This is a genomic window from Bradyrhizobium sp. USDA 4506, assembly GCF_054058795.1.
Window position 1 is genome coordinate 3874413 of record NZ_JBSSBM010000002.1, and the last position, 16663, is coordinate 3891075.

Sequence of the window (16663 nt, forward strand, 5' to 3'; positions counted from 1 at the left end):
TCCTTCAGGTTCTGCTACAGGAATTCGTTCATCGGCAGGGGCAGCATCTGCCCCGAGCCTGAATTCGAGATCAGCACCTTGAACGCCAATGGCTTCGCCGACGTGTAACCCGCCTCGGCAAGCAGCGCCTTGCCCTTGGTCGGATCGAACTTGTAGTGATTGACCGGCGCGCCGAAATCGGGATCGCTGGCCTTGAGCCAGCCGACCGACGGCTCTGCGGTCCCGTTGAGCAGGGACACCAGCCCGTCCCGATCGATGCAGTAGTTCAGGGCCTGGCGAACCCTGACGTCCTTGAACGGGCTGTTGGCGGCGCCGATGTTGTAGAACCACGGCCAGACATGCGGATAGGAGCCGGTGGTAATGGTGAAGCCGGCGGATTTCAGCGAGTCGACGCCATCGGCCGGCGGCACTTCGATCCAGTCGACCTGGCCGGCACGCAAGGCGGCCAGCCGCGAATTGGCCTCGGGGATCGGCAGCAACACGACATTGTCGACCTTTGCTGTCTTGCTCGTGTCCCAATACTTGTCCCAACGCGCCAGATCTGCCTCTTGCCGCGGCACAATCCTGGTGATGCGGAACGGCCCGGTGCCGGCAGCCGGCAACGTCGCGACCTTGGCCCAGTCGCGGCCGGCCTTTTCGAATGAGGCGGGCGAGGTGAACAGAAGATAGACCGCCATATAGGGAAAATAGGATGCCGGCTTCGTCGTCGAGATCGCCACCGTTGCGTCATCGATCTTCCGGTAACTGCCCATCACCGGGACCCGCGCCCGCGACATCGCCGAACTCGGCGGCTCAAATTGCGGGCTCTCGCTGTTGAAGTAGCGATCGAGATTCCAGATCACGGCATCGGCATTGAAATCGGTACCATCGTGGAATTTGACGTCCTGGCGCAGATGGAAAATCCAGGTCTTGTTGTCGACCGGGTCCTGTTCCCATTTCTCCGCGAGTCCGGGACGCAAAGTCGCCAAGCGGTCGGTTCCGCTCAGATTCCACAGCACCAAACCTTCAAAGATCGGATAACCGAGAAAGCGCATGCCTTCGAAGCCGTTATTCGGCAGCCCGGTGGCCGTCGGGATATCGGACGCCGTCATGGCGATGCGCAACGTGGTCTCGGCCATCGCCCAATGCGACCACAGCAGCGCGCATAGGAACGCAATCGTGCAGTGAGCCTTGCGAATGAGCATGATGCGCTCCCGTCCTGATCGATCGGGAGATCACCAGCAAATTTCAGGCCAGTCTGGCGAGCGGCTGACGCAAGGCTCGCCGCCTCGGCGACCGCGTCGAGGGCAGAGCCAACGCAGCGACGATGACCCTCTACTTCTTATCGTCCGCCAGCAGCGTGCGGTATTTCGCGACGTCGCGGGTCACGAGCTGCTGCAGCGCCTCGGGCGCGAGCTCATTGGCGTCGGGGGCGACGGTAGACAGGTCGGCGAAGCGCTTCTTCACCGCCTCGCTCGCAACCGCGGTGCGCGCGGCGGCGTTGAGCTTGGCGATGATCTCGGGCGGTGTGCCCTTCGGCGCGAACAGGCCGTTCCAGCCCTGCGCCTCGAACTCGGGCAGTCCGGCCTCGGCCGAGGTCGGCAGTTCCGGCAGCGAGGCCAGCCGCACGGTCGAGCCAACGACGACCGCTTTCACCAGCTTGTCGTCGATCGCCTGCGACACCGAGGCCGCGGCATCGCAGACGCCGTCGATCTGGCTGCCGATCGCGTCCGTCAGCGCAAGCGCTGCGCCGCGATAGCCGACCAGCTGCACGTCGATGCCGGCGGCATGAACAAAGCTCTTGCAGATCAGGTAATTCGAGGAGCCCACGCCGGCATGGCCGAGATTGACCTTGCCCGGATTGTTCCTGGCGTAGTCGATGAATTCCTTGAGGTCCTTGGCCGGAAAATCCTTGCGCAGCGCGACGATGCCGAAGGTCTTGGCGACCACGGCGATCGGCGCGAAGGAGTCAGGCATAAACGGCAGCTTCGGATAGATCGTGTAGGTCGCGGCGTTGGTGCCGGCATTGCCGATCGCGATGGTGTAGCCGTCCGGCTCGGCGCGCGCGGCGCGGGCGAGCGCGGTCGAGCCGCCGGCGCCGCCGACATTCTCGATGATGATGCTCTGGCCGAGCGCAGCGCTCATCTGGTCGGCGACCGCGCGGGCGATCACGTCGGAGGTGCCGCCGGCCGTGAACGGCACGATCATCGTGATCGGACGCTTCGGGAAGTCCTGGGCGTAGGCCGACGTCGCAAGCACAAGCGCCGCAGCCGCGGCAACGCACCACCGCCGCAGCATTTTATTCTGACGCGTTTTCTTCACGCGAACCGGTCCCCACTTCGCTCGAAAACGCTATGGTGATTACGCCGCCTTTTCGAACTGCTGGACCAGGCCTGCGAACAGGCCGCGGCCGTCGGTGCAGCCCATGATCTCTTCGACGTGGTTTTCGGGATGCGGCATCATGCCGAGCACGTTGCCGCGCTCATTGACGATGCCGGCGATCGAATGCGCGGCGCCGTTCAGATTGGAGGCCTCGTCGACCACGCCCTCCGGCGAGCAGTAGCGGTACAGCACCCGCCCGTCGCCTTCGAGCCGCTTCAGCGTCTCTTCGTCCGCCTCGTAATTGCCTTCGCCGTGAGCCACCGGCACGCGGATCACCTGGCCGGCATTGTAGCCGCGGGTGAACGGCGTGTCGGAACGCTCGACGCGCATATGCACGTCGCGGCAGATGAACTTCAGCCCGGCATTGCGCATCAGCACGCCCGGTAGCAGCCCCGACTCGCAGAGGATCTGGAAGCCATTGCAGACGCCGAGCACGAGCCCGCCCTTGGCGGCGAAGTCGCGCACCGCGTCCATCACCGGCGCGCGCGCTGCGATCGCGCCGCAGCGCAGGTAATCGCCATAGGAGAAGCCGCCGGGCACCACCACGAGGTCCGTGCCTTTGGGCAGCGCGGTCTCGGCGTGCCAGACCATCGCGGTCTCATTGCCGGATGCGAGCTTGAGCGCGCGCGCCATGTCGCGCTCGCGGTTGATGCCGGGGAAGACGAGGACGGCTGATTTCATGGAGTTGGTACTACGTTCAATTCGAGACGTGTCTCTATGCGGTCAAGACGCCCTTCGTGGCGAACCAGCGTCGCGTGAATACCGGAAATCTCCTGGAACACGCCGGTAATTTCCTGGCGGATACCATTCTGAGACGTTCGCGATGCCTGCATTTCCTGCTTCAACTCATCGATCTTGCCGTCGACCTGAGCCAAACGCGCCTGGACCGATTTCATCACTTCGAACATCAGCTCCATCGTCACGTCGGCCATTTGCTCGCCCCTTACGCCTTCAGTTCGATGGCATAATTCTCGATCACGGTATTCGCCAACAACTTGTCGGCGGCGGCCTTCAGCGCCGCTTCCGCCTTGGCCTTGTCGGTCGCGGCGAGCTCGATGTCGAACACCTTGCCCTGGCGAACGCTGGCGACGCCGTCGACGCCGAGCGATTTCAGCGCACCCTCGATCGCCTTGCCCTGCGGATCGAGGATGCCCGACTTCAATGTCACAGTCACACGTGCCTTCACGGTCGTCCCTTCACCTTAGCTCTTCACCAGCACCGGGCCGCTACCGGCCGGCCGCTCGTTTTCAATCAGAATGCCGAGCCGCTTGGCGACCTCGGTGTAGGCCTCGAGCAGGCCACCCAGATCCCTGCGGAAACGGTCCTTGTCGAGCTTCTCGTTCGACTTGATGTCCCACAGCCGGCAGGAGTCCGGCGAGATCTCGTCGGCGACGATGATCCGCATCATCTCGTTCTCGAACAGCCGTCCGCACTCCATCTTGAAGTCGACGAGGCGGATGCCGATGCCGAGGAAGAGGCCGGTCAGGAAGTCGTTGACGCGGATGGCCAGCGCCATGATGTCGTCGATCTCCTGGGGCGTCGCCCAGCCGAAGGCGGTGATGTGCTCTTCCGACACCATGGGGTCGTTGAGCTGGTCGTTCTTGTAATAGAACTCGATGATCGAGCGCGGCAGCTGGGTGCCCTCCTCGATCCCGAGCCGCTGCGACAGCGAGCCGGCGGCGACGTTCCGCACCACCACCTCGAGCGGCACGATCTCGACCTCGCGAATCAGCTGCTCGCGCATGTTGAGGCGGCGGATGAAGTGGGTCGGCACCCCGATGTCGTTGAGGTGCTGAAACAGGTACTCCGAAATCCGGTTGTTGAGGACGCCCTTGCCCTCGATCACCTGGTGTTTCTTGGCGTTGAACGCGGTCGCGTCGTCCTTGAAGTGCTGGATCAGGGTTCCCGGCTCGGGGCCTTCGTAAAGCACCTTGGCCTTGCCTTCATAAATACGGCGTCGACGGCTCATTGGGATGTACCGTGTTTTGTTGAAATCCATGGATTTGGGTGCTCCGGATGACTTGGGGTTACGACCCACGACGGAGCTGCCGCGGAGGCCTGGAACCTGGGCAATCCAACTGGAAACAGAACAAGAACCATGCCTGTTGGCAACCTATCCGATTGGCCCATCCAGCACAATCGATAGTGCCCCCTTGAGGGCACTTATACCGCCCTATCATAAAGGGCCGATTCCGCCAGTTTTGCCTGCGGCTTAACGGCTCGTTGTCTTGCCGATTCCTCCCACCTATCTAGGCAGGCATCGGGGTTGCCGCAACGCGCGGCGGCCCTCATTCAGCAAGGGAATTGGAACTTCAGCCATGAGCGAATTCAACAAACGCGAGGAAGGTTTCGAGAAGAAGTTCGCCCTCGACGAGGAGCAGAAGTTCAAGGCTGAAGCCCGCCGGAACAAGCTGCTTGGCCTGTGGGCCGCCGAGAAGCTCGGCATCACGGGCGATGCCGCCAGCGCCTATGCCAAGGAAGTGGTCGCCGCCGACTTCGAGGAAGCCGGCGACAACGACGTGCTGCACAAGGTTCTGAAGGACCTCTCCGCCAAGGACCAGGCCGTCACCGAGCGCGATATCCGCGCCAAGATGGACGAGCTGCTGGCGGTGGCCGCGGCCCAGGTCAAGGCGGGAAGCTGAGTTCCCGGTACACCCTACCAAGTCGACTTTTACGCGCGCCGGACACCGTTCCGGCGCGACGTATTTGTGCCCCTCGCCTTGGTGAAGTCGGCACGGAGGATGTCGAACAGACGGCGTGAGGCGGCGCTAAGGAAGCCGCCATGCCGCGTCACGGCGACGACCTCGTGACTTGCGGCGAGATCGCCGACGCGGATCGTCGCGATCCTCGAGCTACCCAATTCCTCCGCCGCATTGCTTTGTGACAGCAGCGCGATCCCGAGCCCGGCCTCGACCAGCCGCTTCTGCGCCGTCAGGCTGTCGACCGGCGTCCAGGCGACCTCGCCGAGCCCGTGCGTCAGGAACAGGGCGAAGACGTGCGAGGCGGTGATTTCGCGGCGTCCCGGCACCTCCGGGAAGGCGATCCAGCGCTCATCCCTGAGATCGGCAAGCTTGCCGACCCGGCGTCCCGCCAGCGGATGGTCCGGCGCGCAGACCACCCCGAGCGGCTCGGCAAACAGCACCTCGCAATCGAGGTCGCGCGAGCGGTCGCGGTCGTAACGCAACCCGATCGTCGCCTCGCCGCGCCGGATCAGGTCGCTGACCTCGGCGCTGGTCGCGGTGCGCAGCGTCAGCGCAACGTCCGGGTGCCGGCGGGCAAAGCGCTTCAATACGTTCGAGAGCCGCTCGCCGGCGAGGGTACCGGTCACCGCCAGCGCCACCGGGCCGGAATTGTCGCGCAGCAGCGCGCGCACCGCGTTCTCGGCATCCTGCGCCGCCGCCACCGCCCGTTCGGCATAGGGCACCATCACCCGCCCGGCATCGCTCAGCCGCGTCTTGCCCGCGATCCGCTCGAACAGGGGCACCCCGAGCTCCTGCTCGAGCAGCGCTATGCGCCGCGAAATCGCCGGCTGCGAGCGGTGCAGCGCCTTGGCGGCATGCGAGATCCCGCCGCGCCGATGCACCACCAGGAACGTGTTGAGCGCGTCGCTGTCCATCGCTCTCCCATGCAAAAAGCTGATGATATCGAGAGAAATAACAAATTTGTCTGATGGGCGAAACCGCCCTATCGCTGCTTTCAGTCGCTTTTGACAACAGCAGGAGTTCACATGCGCACCCAGGCGGACAAGGCAGCACGGTTTCGCGAGCTGCATCAGCGGCCCGGCACCTTCATCATTCCAAATCCGTGGGACGCCGGAACGGCGAAGCTGCTCGCATCCATGGGCTTCGAGGCGCTCGCAACCACCAGCCTCGGGCTCGCCAATACGCTCGGCCGTTCGACGGTCAGCCTCGATGGGATCATCGAGAATTGCCGGGTGATCGCCGAGGCCACCGACCTGCCCGTCAATGCCGATCTGGAAAAATGCGGCGCCGACATGCCGAAGCTCGCGGCCGAGGCGATCCGCTTCGCCGCCGAGGCCGGCGCGGTCGGCGGCTCGATCGAGGACTCGACCGGCGACCCGCAGCGCCCGATCTACGATTTCACGCTCGCCGTGGAGCGGGTCCAGGCCGCGGTCGAGGCCGCACGGGCGCTGCCCTTCCCGTTCACGCTGACGGCGCGGGCGGAAAACTTCCTGCACGGCCGCAAGGACCTCGACGACACCATCAAGCGGCTACAGGCGTTCGAGGCCGCCGGCGCCGACGTGCTGTATTCGCCGGGCCTCTACGATCTCGCCACCATCAAGACCGTGGTGTCATCGATCAACAAGCCGTTCAACCTCGTGATGGGCTTTGCCGATCCGACCCTGACCGTCGAGCAACTCGCCGCCGTCGGCGTCAAGCGCATCAGCGTCGGCGGCGCGATGCAGCGCCACGCGCTGGCTGCGTTCCTGCGCTGTGCCCGCGAGATGAAGGACAACGGCGCATTCAGCTTCGTCCGCGACATGGCGCCGGTGAAGGAGGTCCGCGCGGCATTCGCCGCAGCGAAGAGCGAATAGGGCGCAGCGAATAGCTAATCGGAAAGCATCCATTCGCTATTCGCGCTTCTCTCATCTCCTCGAAGTCCGTCTTCCGACAAGTCGCCACTCACGTCGCGGCGTGCCTTGCGCGGCCTCGATTCTCAGTCTGCGCACGACATATATGGTCTCCTCCTCCAGGGTGAGTGAACAGCTTCACACAACCGTCGGTGAATCGGACGTAGAACACGACGGGCGCAGGCGTACGATCAGTTCATTCCAATCGATCCTGCGCACGTCGATCCAATCTACACCGCTGATCAGAGGCGGCGTCTCGTCGCCATGGGGGATTTCCAAAATGAAGAGCTGGTTGTTTTCCCTGCACAAGGGCGTTGGAAACAGTCCGCAATTTTTTACGAACGTCTTCAACGGCGAGGCCTGGAGCGGCGATGTCCCGATGCCGGGGAACACCTGGATCAGCAACACGCCGGCAGCCGTCGTCTTCAACACCAACCTGTATGTGTTCTATCCGATCAACCAGTCCCTCTATTACAGAGTCTATGACGGCGAGCTGTGGACGGCGGCAGCCCAGGTGCCCAACATGGCCGGCGTCGGCGGAGGAGTGGCGGCCGCCGTGTATGACGGCCTGATCTATCTGCTGTACTCGAATCCCGGCCAGTCCGACCTGATGTACAAGACCTACGACGGCACCAGCTTCGGACCCGAGATCAACACATCCGGAACCAACCATCTCATCTCCGTCGCCTACCAGAACGTCGACACCCCGGCCGCGGTCGTGCGCGGCGACACGCTCTACGTGTTCGGCCGCGGGCCCGGCTATAGCGAACCCGGCAACATGAACCGCTTCTGGTACGCGACCTTCGACCGCAGCACCTGGCGAAGCAATCCGGTTGCCGGCACGGAAGGCCTCAGCAACGGTCCGGGCGCGGCTTCCTACAAGGACTGGATCTACCTGTTCTTCAACGACCCCACGGGCCTCTTCTTCAAGCGGTTCGACGGCATTGGCAGCTGGGGAGCCGACCGCCAGGTCCCCGACACGCCGGGCAATTTCGGCAATGCCGCGCCGGTCGTGTTCAACGACACATTGTACGTCCTGCACCAGGGACCCGACGGCCAGTTCCTGTACAAGACCACTGACGGCGAGGACAACTGGACCAGCGACACGGCCGTGCCGAACACGGCCGGCCTGAGCTGCGGACCCGCCGCAGTGACCTTCTCGCTCTGACGCGGGGCGAAGCATGCCTGCGCCGCCCCGGATTGCCCGAGGCGGCGCCTTCCTGAATCTGGTATGCTGGCGCCAGCACCGCAAGCCCGGCCGAGCGTTACCAGACCTGACGATTCATCGCAGGTCGCGGCTTGCAGCCAGCCTCAGGCAATGCCAAGAGAGCGGGATGTCCCAAGATCACATTTCCAACGTCCTCGCCGAACGTTACGCTTCGCCCGCCATGCGCGCCATCTGGAGCGGCGAAGGCAAGGTCCGCCTCGAACGCGACTACTGGATCGCCGTGCTGAAGGCCCAGCGCGATCTCGGCATCGCGGTGCCGGATGGCGTGATCGAAAGCTACGAGCGCGTCAAGGACCAGATCAACCTGGCCTCCATCATGAAGCGGGAGCGCGTCACCCGCCACGACGTCAAGGCGCGCATCGAGGAGTTCTGCGAGCTCGCCGGTCACGAGCACCTGCACAAGGGCATGACCAGCCGCGACCTCACCGAGAACGTCGAGCAATTGCAGGTCTACCGCGCGCTGCAGCTCATCGAGACCAAGAGCATCGCCGCACTCATCCGCTTTGCCACGCGCGCGAAGCAATTGCGCGACATCCCGTTCACCGCGCGCACCCATAACGTGGCCGCGCAGGTCACGACGCTCGGCAAGCGCATCGCCATGTCCGGCGAGGAGATGCTGCTGGCGCATCAGAGCCTGGTCAATGTGCTGCAGACCTATCCCGCCCGCGGCCTGAAGGGCGCGGTCGGCACCCGTCTCGATCAGATCACCCTGTTCAACGGAGATGCCGGCAAGGCGCGCGCGCTCGAGCAGCGCGTCCTCGTTCACCTCGGCCTGCCGAAGGCCCTCGATGCCGTCGGCCAGGTCTATCCGCGCAGCCTCGACTTCCGTGCGGTCAGCGTGCTGACCGAGCTCGCCAGCGGGCCCGGCAATTTCGCCAAGACCATCCGCCTGATGGCAGGCCACGAACTCGCCAGCGAAGGTTTTGCCAAGGGCCAGGTCGGCTCCTCCGCGATGCCGCACAAGATGAACAGCCGCTCCTGCGAGCGCATCAACGGCCTGCATGTGATCCTGAAGGGCTATCTCGCGATGGCCGCAGGCCTTGCCGGCGATCAGTGGAACGAAGGCGACGTCTCCTGCTCGGTCGTCCGCCGCGTCATGCTGCCCGATGCCTTCCTCGCCATGGATGGCCTGCTCGAAACCTTGCTCACGGTGCTTGACCAGATGGAGGTGTTCGAAGCCGTGGTCGAGACCGAGCTCAACCGCTATCTGCCCTTCCTGCTGACCACCACGGTGATGATGGAAGCGGTGAAGAAGGGCGCGGGCCGCGAAGGCGCCCACGAGGCGATCAAGGAGCATGCCGTCGCGGCCATCGGCGACCTGCGCACCGGCAAGATCGTGCAGAACGATCTGCTGCAGCGCCTCGCCGCCGACAAGCGTCTTGGCTTGAGCGCAGCCGAGTTGCAGCACGTGCTCGAACAGGGTCGCGCCAACTCCGGCGACGCCGGCGCCCAGGTCGATTTCTTCGCCGAGCAGGTCGAGGCTTTGGCCAAGGCCAAGCCTGAGGCGGCTCGCTACAACCCGGGCACGATCCTGTAGCGATTGGTGAGGTGCGAGTAGCGAATGGGCAGGAATCCATTCGCTACTCGCCATTCGCCCCCTCGCCTTACTCTTCCTTGAAGCCGTATTCAGGCACGTTGCCGCTGGCGCCGTAATATTTGTACGGCAGGAACTTGCCGCTCATGGTGATCTTGACGCGGTCGCCCTTCGGATTGGCGACGCGCTCCAGCGCCATGTCGAAGTCGATCGCCGACATGATGCCGTCGCCGAATTCTTCTTCGATCAGCGCCTTCCAGGCCGGGCCGTTGACCATCACCATCTCGTAGAAGCGGTAGATCAGCGGATCGGTCGGCGGCATCGGCGTGCCGGTGCCGCGCATCGGCACCTCGTTGAGCATCGCGATCTCGGCCTTCGACAGCCCGAACAATTCGCCGGCATTCGCCGCCTGCGGCTTTGTCAATTTCATCTGGCCGAGGATCGCGCCCGTGATCAGCACGTCGGAATAGCCGCCGATCTTCTCGCAGATGTATTTCCAGCTCCAGCCCTTCTCGCGCTTGATGTAGAGCAGCTTCTCGGTGAGGTCTTCGCGTTTCATCAGGTTTCCTCCTTGGGCTTCAGCGCGCAGCGCTCTGCGCGGGATTGGGTTCGACGGCGCGTGGCGGCGAGACGATCACGGGCTCGCCGACGCCGGGCCGCACCGTCGGCACGCGGCGCGGATCGTGACCGGTCACCTCGGCGGCAAAGCTCTTGCTGCGGCTGACCAGGAAATCGACGATATGGTTGCGCAGCGCATAGTAATAGGGATGGCGGTGCAGGTCGATGCGGCCGCGCTCCTTCGGCAGCGGGTTCTCGACGATCTCGGCCAGCACGGCGCCGGGACCGTTGGTCATCAGGAAGATCTTGTCGGCGAGAAAGATCGCCTCATCGACGTCATGGGTGATCATGAAGGTGGTCTGCCCGGTCTCCAGGCAGATCCGCCGCACCTCATCCTGAAGCGTGCCGCGGGTCAGCGCGTCCAGCGCCGAGAACGGCTCGTCCATCAGCATGATCTTCGGGGTGATCGACAGCGCCCGCGCGATGCCGACGCGATGTTTCATGCCGCCGGAGAGTTCGGACGGATGCTTTTGCTCCGAGCCGGTGAGCCCGACGAGATCGATGAACTTCTGCGCATGCGCCTTCACCCGCGCACGGTCCCATTTGCGCCATTTCGAGCCGACGGCATAAGCGACATTGCCCGATACGGTGCGCCACGGCAGTAGCGCATGGCTTTGGAAGATCACGGCGCGGTCGAGGCTGGTGCCCTCGATCCCCTGCCCGTCGACGATCACCGTGCCCTCGCTCGGTTCGTCGAGGCCGGCGAGGATGTTCAGCACGGTGGTCTTGCCGCAGCCGGAATGGCCGATCACGCAGCCGAACTCGCCGCGCGCCATCGACAGCCAGAAATTCTCGAACACCGTGGTGGTCCCGCCGCCGGCGCCGGGATAGCGCCGCGCAATGCCCTCGATCGAGATGAACTTGTCGGTCATCCGCGGTAGCTCCACGAATGGACTGCGCTCCCTCGCCCCGCTCTTCGCGGGGAGAGGGTTGGGGTGAGGGGCTTCCTCCGCGAGCACGGCGGCAGATAGACCCGCGGAAACTCCCCCTCACCCGATCGCTTTGCGATCGACCTCTCCCCGCAGGCGGGGCGAGGTGAAGGGGCTGCAATGCGGCTGTCGGTCATCGCTACTCCGGAAACGTTACCATGCGCGTGAACCGCGCCAGCACCTGGTCGAGCAGCATGCCGACAAGGCCGATCAAGAGGATCGCGATGATCACGTTGGTGATCGACAGGTTATTCCACTCGTTCCAGACGAAGTAGCCGATGCCGGTACCACCGACGAGCATCTCGGCGGCGACGATCACGAGCCAGGCGATCCCGATCGAGATCCGCATGCCCGTCAGGATCGTCGGCGCCGCCGCCGGCAGGATCACCGTGAAGGCGCGCCTGACGGTGCCGACCTCGAGCGTGCGCGCAACGTTGATCCACTCCTTGCGCACACCGGCGACCCCGAACGCGGTGTTGAGCAGCATCGGCCACACCGAGCAGATGAAAATGACAAAGATCGCCGAGATCGAGGAATCCTTGATCGTGTAGAGCGCGAGCGGCATCCAGGCCAGCGGCGAGATCGGCTTCAGCACCTGGATGAAGGGATCGAGCGCCCTGCTGATCAGCGGCGACATGCCGATCATGAAGCCGAGCGGAATCGCGACGACGACCGCGATCAGATAGCCGAGCCCGACGCGCCCGATCGAATAGGCGAGCTGGATGCCGAGCCCCTTGTCGTTCGGGCCATTGTCGTAGAACGGCCGCTTCAGATGCTCCCACAGCTTGGCACCGACATCGAGCGGCCCGGGCATCGCCGACTTGCCCTGCGTCGCGGTCAGCCCCATCAGCCTGGCGTATTCGGGGCTCATCGCCGCCGTCGTGCCGCTGCTGCGGGTGGCGAGGTGCCAGGCGCCGAGGAAGCCGGCAAGCAGCGCGATCGAGACGATGGCGGCGCGGAGACGGAGGGAAAAGGTCACTCGCACTCCCTCCCCGCGTCGTCCCTGCGAAAGCAGGAACCCATAACCACCGGCCCCAATTGTTGCGCTAAGTGTCTCCCCGCGCGCCTAACCGAGAGAGCACGGCGTATGTGTCCCTGCTTTCGCAGGGACGACGCCGTGGAGAAAGCCTCGCCCGTCACGACGATTTCCTGATCTTGAAGCTCGCGAGATAATCGTCGGGCTTGGCCGGATCGAAGCTCTTGCCCATCACCGAGAACGACTTGTACGAGGTGGCGGGTGGCGCGAGGCCCATCTCGGCCATCACCTTCTTGGTATCGGTGGCGAGATAGACCTGCTCGGCGACCGCCTTGTAGTCGACGTCGCCCTTGATCTGGCCCCAGCGCTTCATCTGCGTCAGCATCCACACCGCAAAGGACTGCCAGGGGAACGGATCGAAATCGACGCGCTTCGGATCGGTTTTCACGCCACCGAGCCCGTCGGCATAGGTGCCGGTCAGCACCTGCTCCAGCACCGTCACCGGCGCGTTGATGTAGTTGGCCGGCGCAATCGCTTCCGCGATCTGCTTGCGGTTCTCGGCCTTCGCCGCGTAGCCGGTGGCATCCACGATCGCGCGGGTCAGCGCCGCGAAGGAATTCGGCGCCGTCGTGATGAACTCGCGGCTGGCGGCAAAGCTGCAGCAGGGATGGCCGTCCCAGATCTCCTTGGAGAGGATGTGCAGGAAGCCGACCCCGTCATAGATCGCGCGCTGGCAGATATTGTCGGGCGCGAGGAAACCGTCGATGTTGTCGGCGCGCAGATTGGCGACCATCTCAGGCGGCGGCACCGAGCGAAGCTGCACGTCGGTATCCGGATCGAGCCCGTGCTCGGCGAGGTAATAGCGCAGCAGGTAATTGTGCATGGAGTAGTCGAACGGAATGGCGAACTTCATGCCCTTCCAGTCCTTCGGATCGCGCCTGTCCTTGTGCTTCATCGCCAGCGTGATGCCCTGCCCGTTGATGTTCTCGATCGCAGGGACCGTGAACGGGATGGCGTTGGCGCCAAGGCCGAGCGAGATCGCGATCGGCATCGGCGCCAGCATGTGGGCGGCGTCGTATTCCTTGTTGATGGTCTTGTCGCGAATGACCGCCCAGCCGGCGGTCTTCACCACCTCGACGTTGAGGCCCTGCTTGGCATAGAAGCCGAGCGGCGCCGCCATGATGATCGGGGTCGCGCAGGTGATCGGGATGAAGCCGACCTTGAGGTCCTTCTTCTCCGGCGGTCCGGCGTCGGCGAACGCCTCTGTCGCCGTCTTCAGCGGGAAGAACTGTGACAGCGCGGCGAGCGCCGTCGCGGCGCCAACCGATTTCAGGAAAGCGCGGCGCGCGACATCCTGCGGAAACACCGCCCGCATCACCGCCGACGCAACGATGCCTTCGTAACGCTTCTGTTCGCTGAGGTCGGCGACCGGCTCGCAGCGCAACGTGCGCGCGGCCTGCTCATGCTCGGCGGCTGAGCGATGCCAGCCGCAGGCGCAACCCGATCGCGTGAGCACGCGGTCGGCGTCGAAGGGATCATCTGACATGGACATACTGCGCCCCATTGTCGCACCGAAACGCGGAGAACTCCGCGATCCGGTTCATTGATCGGCGTCCGGCCGCGTTTTGCGCCGCCGGACACCAACAAACATGCAGGTTCTATGCCGCCTTGCCGGTGACGACGGCCGCGGTCGGCAAGCCCTCGTCGATCGGCAGCGACGGGTCGCGCGACCACTCGTTCCAGGAGCCGAAGTACATCCGCACGTCCTTCACGCCGGCGTTCTTCAGCGCCAGGAAGGTGTTCGAGGCGCGTGCGCCCTTGAAGCAGTAGAGATAGACCGGCGTGGTCTGCGAGATGCCGACGGTGGCGCACTCCGCCAGGATCTCGTCCTTCGACTTGAAACGCGGGCCCTCGGCGGTCGGCTTCATCATGCGGTACCATTCCAGCCACACCGCACCGGGGATGCGGCCCTTGCGCGGGCAGAAATCCTTGCCGTAGGGCGAGGAGCTTTCGCCGATCCACTCGTCGACGTCGCGCACGTCGAGGATCGCAACACCGGGCTTGCCGACCGCCGCCAGCATCGCCTTGGCGTCGATCATGATATCGCCGGCCTCCGGTACGATCGCAAAGGAGGCCTTCGCCGGCACCGCCACGTCGGTGGTCACCGGCAGGTCGGCCGCCTTCCAGGCATCGAAGCCGCCATGCAGCACCTTGATCCTGGGATAGCCCAGCATCGTGAGCAGGTAGTAGCCGCGGCAGGACTGGCCGAAGCCGGAATTCATCGACTGCTCGTAGATCACCGCGGTCTCCTTGCCGGAGAGACCGGCGGCACCGAACGCGTCGGCGAATTTTGTCTTGAGCTCGTGGATGCCTTCCGGCGTCGAGGTCGCAAGAAAGGTGAAGATGTCATGCACATTGACGGCACCGGGCAAATGGCCGGCCGCATAGGCATCCGGATTCCGCGTGTCGATGATGACACACGGGTCTTTCTTGACGAGCTCGGCAAGTTCGCCGGCGGTGATCAGAACGTCCGTCATGGCAGCCTCTCCTGTCTGTGGTTGCAGTTGTGGTGGTCCCGAACTTGTTTGAGCATGATCTCCGCGCAAACGCGTTCCGCGTTTGTCGCGAGGGAAAACCGGTTTCCACTTTTCCGGATCATGCTTCAGCCGTCCGCCAGCATCTTGCGCAGCTGCTTGGTGGCGGGCGTGACGATGGCGACAAAATAGGCCTCGCGCAGCCTGCGCTGGGCGCGGTGGCTCATCAGGTAGCCGCGCGCGCCGCAATGGAGCATCGCGGCATGTGCGAATGCGACGCTGGCATCGCCGATCCGCAGTCGCAGTGCGACGACGCGGCGCCAGTAACTGTCATCGGCATTGTAGGGATCGCTTGCCAGCGCCATTGCCTCCTTCTCGAACTCGGCATGGAGCTCGCGGAATTGCAGCGGCTGTTGCGGCAGATAGCGGTTGACGTGTCCGAGCGGCGCATGGACCTCGTCCATGATATTGATGCAATCCTTCATCAGCCCAAGACCCATGCCGGCCTGCAACAGGATGAAGCCGGCGCGGATTTTCTTGACGAACGGCGCGGCCGGCTCGGCCAGGATCAGTTCGTCAGGCACGAACACGTCGCGAAACTGGACGCCATAGGTGCCGGTGCCGTCCATCGCCAGGAACGGCTTACAGGGCGTCAGCGTGATCGCGGGATCGGAGCAGTCGGCGAGGAACATCACGGTGCTGCCCAGCTCGCCGCTTGCGATGCTGCCCGGCTCGCCGCTTGCGATGCCGCCCGGCTCGCCCTTGGTGCCCTCGTCCTCGCGCTCGAAGATCGTGCCAAAGTAGTGGCCGGGCCCGAGGTTCGACACCCAGGGCAGCGCACCGCGGACGATGTAGCCGCCATCGACCTTGCGGCCCTTCAGCTTCAGCCGCTCGATGCCGAAGAAGCTCTTCATCGGGTTCGAGAGCCCGGTGCCGCCGAGCGCGCGCCCGCGGGCGAAGCAGTCACCGAAGCGCGCGGCGAGCTTCATGTTGGTGGAATTGGCGACGTACCAGACCAGCGTGTTCTGGCACCACGCCATGAAGGCGGTGGCGCCGCAGACCTCGCCGAGCGCCGCCATCGACTGGATGGCCCAGCGCAGGTCGGCAGGCCCCTCCTGCGGCACATGGCTGCTCCAGGCGCCGACCTTGCCGAGCCGGCGCAGGAATTCGCCGGGATAGACCGAGCCGGCATCGATCGCGGCTGCGATCGGCGCCAGCTCCTGACGGGCAAGGCGGGCAACCTCGTCCGCAATGGTCGGTGCGGGATCTTGAGCTGCGACCCGCGATAAAGCCAGTGAACCCATGGATGATCTCCGCACCTTGAATTGCCGGTCGGGCGTTTACGCGCTGACCTCGAGATTGACGGGACGGGTGAAGGTGTTGGCGACCGGCGACCACTTCTTCACATGCGCCACCAGCGCGTCGATCTCGGCCTGCGAGACCCCCTCGCACTCCATGTCGACCTTGACGCGGACGTCGGTGAAGCCGACCGGCTTCTCGCTGACGTCGCCGGTGCCCCACACCGCGGTGATATTGAGATCGCCCTCGAGCTCGAGCTCGAGCTTGTTGACGATCCAGCCGCGATGCACGGCGTTGGCGTGCAGGCCGACCGCAAGGCAGGAGCCGAGCGCGGCGAGCGAGGCCTCGGAGGGATTGGGCGCGGTGTCGTCGCCGAGCAGGCCCGGCGGCTCGTCGACGATGTAGGGCGCGAGGTTGCGGATGTAGTTGGCGTGACGGAACTTGCCCTCGGCCACCGTCTTGCACTTCAAGGTCTTGATCACCTTCGGGTTGGCCTTGCCATTGGCAATCAGCTGCTCGAGCCCGCCTTTGTCGATCGGCGCGAGGCAGCCGGTCAGTGCGGTTTTCTGGGCGACAGCGGTCATCAGTTTTCT

At 64.4% G+C, this 16663-nt stretch carries 18 protein-coding genes; 4 read left to right on the forward strand and 14 right to left on the reverse strand.

What is annotated here, in order from left to right; genetic code table 11:
* Positions 1 to 14: 14 nt before the first annotated feature.
* From ACVIHF_RS20610 to purC, 6 genes are all read right to left on the reverse strand, one after another.
* A complete protein-coding gene (locus tag ACVIHF_RS20610; protein WP_456780263.1) occupies positions 15 to 1184 on the reverse strand; it encodes an ABC transporter substrate-binding protein in 1170 nt (389 codons plus the stop codon).
* A gap of 130 nt (positions 1185 to 1314) precedes the next feature.
* Positions 1315 to 2277, reverse strand: coding sequence for a tripartite tricarboxylate transporter substrate-binding protein (locus ACVIHF_RS20615; RefSeq protein WP_253609965.1), 963 nt, complete (start codon positions 2275 to 2277; stop codon positions 1315 to 1317).
* Positions 2278 to 2340: 63 nt separating this feature from the next.
* Positions 2341 to 3042 carry a phosphoribosylformylglycinamidine synthase subunit PurQ gene (gene purQ, locus ACVIHF_RS20620; RefSeq protein ID WP_057018388.1) on the reverse strand — a complete coding sequence of 234 codons (702 nt, stop codon included), beginning with the start codon at positions 3040 to 3042 and terminating at the stop codon, positions 2341 to 2343.
* Positions 3039 to 3293: a hypothetical protein gene (locus ACVIHF_RS20625; protein WP_456792435.1), complete on the reverse strand. Its 255-nt coding sequence runs from the start codon at positions 3291 to 3293 to the stop codon at positions 3039 to 3041. The genes purQ and ACVIHF_RS20625 overlap by 4 nt, the downstream gene beginning before the upstream one ends.
* 11 nt (positions 3294 to 3304) lie before the next feature.
* Entirely contained in the window at positions 3305 to 3547 is a 243-nt protein-coding gene (gene purS, locus ACVIHF_RS20630) for a phosphoribosylformylglycinamidine synthase subunit PurS (RefSeq protein WP_057018386.1), read from the reverse strand.
* Positions 3548 to 3562: 15 nt separating this feature from the next.
* Complete coding sequence (gene purC, locus ACVIHF_RS20635; protein ID WP_016843454.1) at positions 3563 to 4330, reverse strand: phosphoribosylaminoimidazolesuccinocarboxamide synthase; 768 nt, start codon at positions 4328 to 4330, stop codon at positions 3563 to 3565.
* A 349-nt stretch (positions 4331 to 4679) separates the two neighbouring features.
* On the opposite strand from purC, the gene ACVIHF_RS20640 reads away from it, so the two are divergent.
* Positions 4680 to 5003, forward strand: coding sequence for a DUF1476 domain-containing protein (locus tag ACVIHF_RS20640; RefSeq protein ID WP_057018385.1), 324 nt, complete (start codon positions 4680 to 4682; stop codon positions 5001 to 5003).
* A 29-nt stretch (positions 5004 to 5032) separates the two neighbouring features.
* Here the strand turns inward: ACVIHF_RS20640 and ACVIHF_RS20645 are convergent, their stop codons facing one another.
* Positions 5033 to 5977 carry a LysR family transcriptional regulator gene (locus tag ACVIHF_RS20645; protein WP_253589906.1) on the reverse strand — a complete coding sequence of 315 codons (945 nt, stop codon included), beginning with the start codon at positions 5975 to 5977 and terminating at the stop codon, positions 5033 to 5035.
* A gap of 111 nt (positions 5978 to 6088) precedes the next feature.
* Between ACVIHF_RS20645 and ACVIHF_RS20650 the strand changes: the two genes are divergently transcribed.
* From ACVIHF_RS20650 to purB, 3 genes are all read left to right on the forward strand, one after another.
* On the forward strand, positions 6089 to 6916 hold the full coding sequence (locus ACVIHF_RS20650) for an isocitrate lyase/PEP mutase family protein (protein ID WP_456780262.1): 828 nt from the start codon (positions 6089 to 6091) through the stop codon (positions 6914 to 6916).
* Positions 6917 to 7232: 316 nt separating this feature from the next.
* Positions 7233 to 8120 (forward strand): hypothetical protein, encoded by an 888-nt coding sequence (locus ACVIHF_RS20655; protein WP_456792436.1) that lies wholly within the window; start codon positions 7233 to 7235, stop codon positions 8118 to 8120.
* A 166-nt stretch (positions 8121 to 8286) separates the two neighbouring features.
* Positions 8287 to 9717, forward strand: a complete 1431-nt coding sequence (purB, locus tag ACVIHF_RS20660) for an adenylosuccinate lyase (protein ID WP_253607935.1) — start codon at positions 8287 to 8289, stop codon at positions 9715 to 9717.
* A 67-nt stretch (positions 9718 to 9784) separates the two neighbouring features.
* Here the strand turns inward: purB and cynS are convergent, their stop codons facing one another.
* From cynS to ACVIHF_RS20695, 7 genes are all read right to left on the reverse strand, one after another.
* Positions 9785 to 10273, reverse strand: a complete 489-nt coding sequence (gene cynS, locus ACVIHF_RS20665) for a cyanase (RefSeq protein ID WP_456792437.1) — start codon at positions 10271 to 10273, stop codon at positions 9785 to 9787.
* Between the two features lie 19 nt (positions 10274 to 10292).
* Entirely contained in the window at positions 10293 to 11204 is a 912-nt protein-coding gene (locus tag ACVIHF_RS20670; RefSeq protein WP_456792438.1) for an ABC transporter ATP-binding protein, read from the reverse strand.
* 196 nt (positions 11205 to 11400) lie between these two features.
* Positions 11401 to 12240, reverse strand: a complete 840-nt coding sequence (ntrB, locus tag ACVIHF_RS20675; protein WP_253607933.1) for a nitrate ABC transporter permease — start codon at positions 12238 to 12240, stop codon at positions 11401 to 11403.
* Positions 12241 to 12397: 157 nt separating this feature from the next.
* A complete protein-coding gene (locus tag ACVIHF_RS20680) occupies positions 12398 to 13789 on the reverse strand; it encodes a CmpA/NrtA family ABC transporter substrate-binding protein (protein WP_253623727.1) in 1392 nt (463 codons plus the stop codon).
* Positions 13790 to 13895: 106 nt separating this feature from the next.
* Positions 13896 to 14774, reverse strand: coding sequence for a sulfurtransferase (locus ACVIHF_RS20685; RefSeq protein WP_253607931.1), 879 nt, complete (start codon positions 14772 to 14774; stop codon positions 13896 to 13898).
* 125 nt (positions 14775 to 14899) lie between these two features.
* Positions 14900 to 16075, reverse strand: coding sequence for an acyl-CoA dehydrogenase family protein (locus ACVIHF_RS20690; protein WP_456780258.1), 1176 nt, complete (start codon positions 16073 to 16075; stop codon positions 14900 to 14902).
* 36 nt (positions 16076 to 16111) lie between these two features.
* Positions 16112 to 16654, reverse strand: coding sequence for an OsmC family protein (locus ACVIHF_RS20695; RefSeq protein WP_225164216.1), 543 nt, complete (start codon positions 16652 to 16654; stop codon positions 16112 to 16114).
* Between the last annotated feature and the right edge of the window lie 9 nt (positions 16655 to 16663).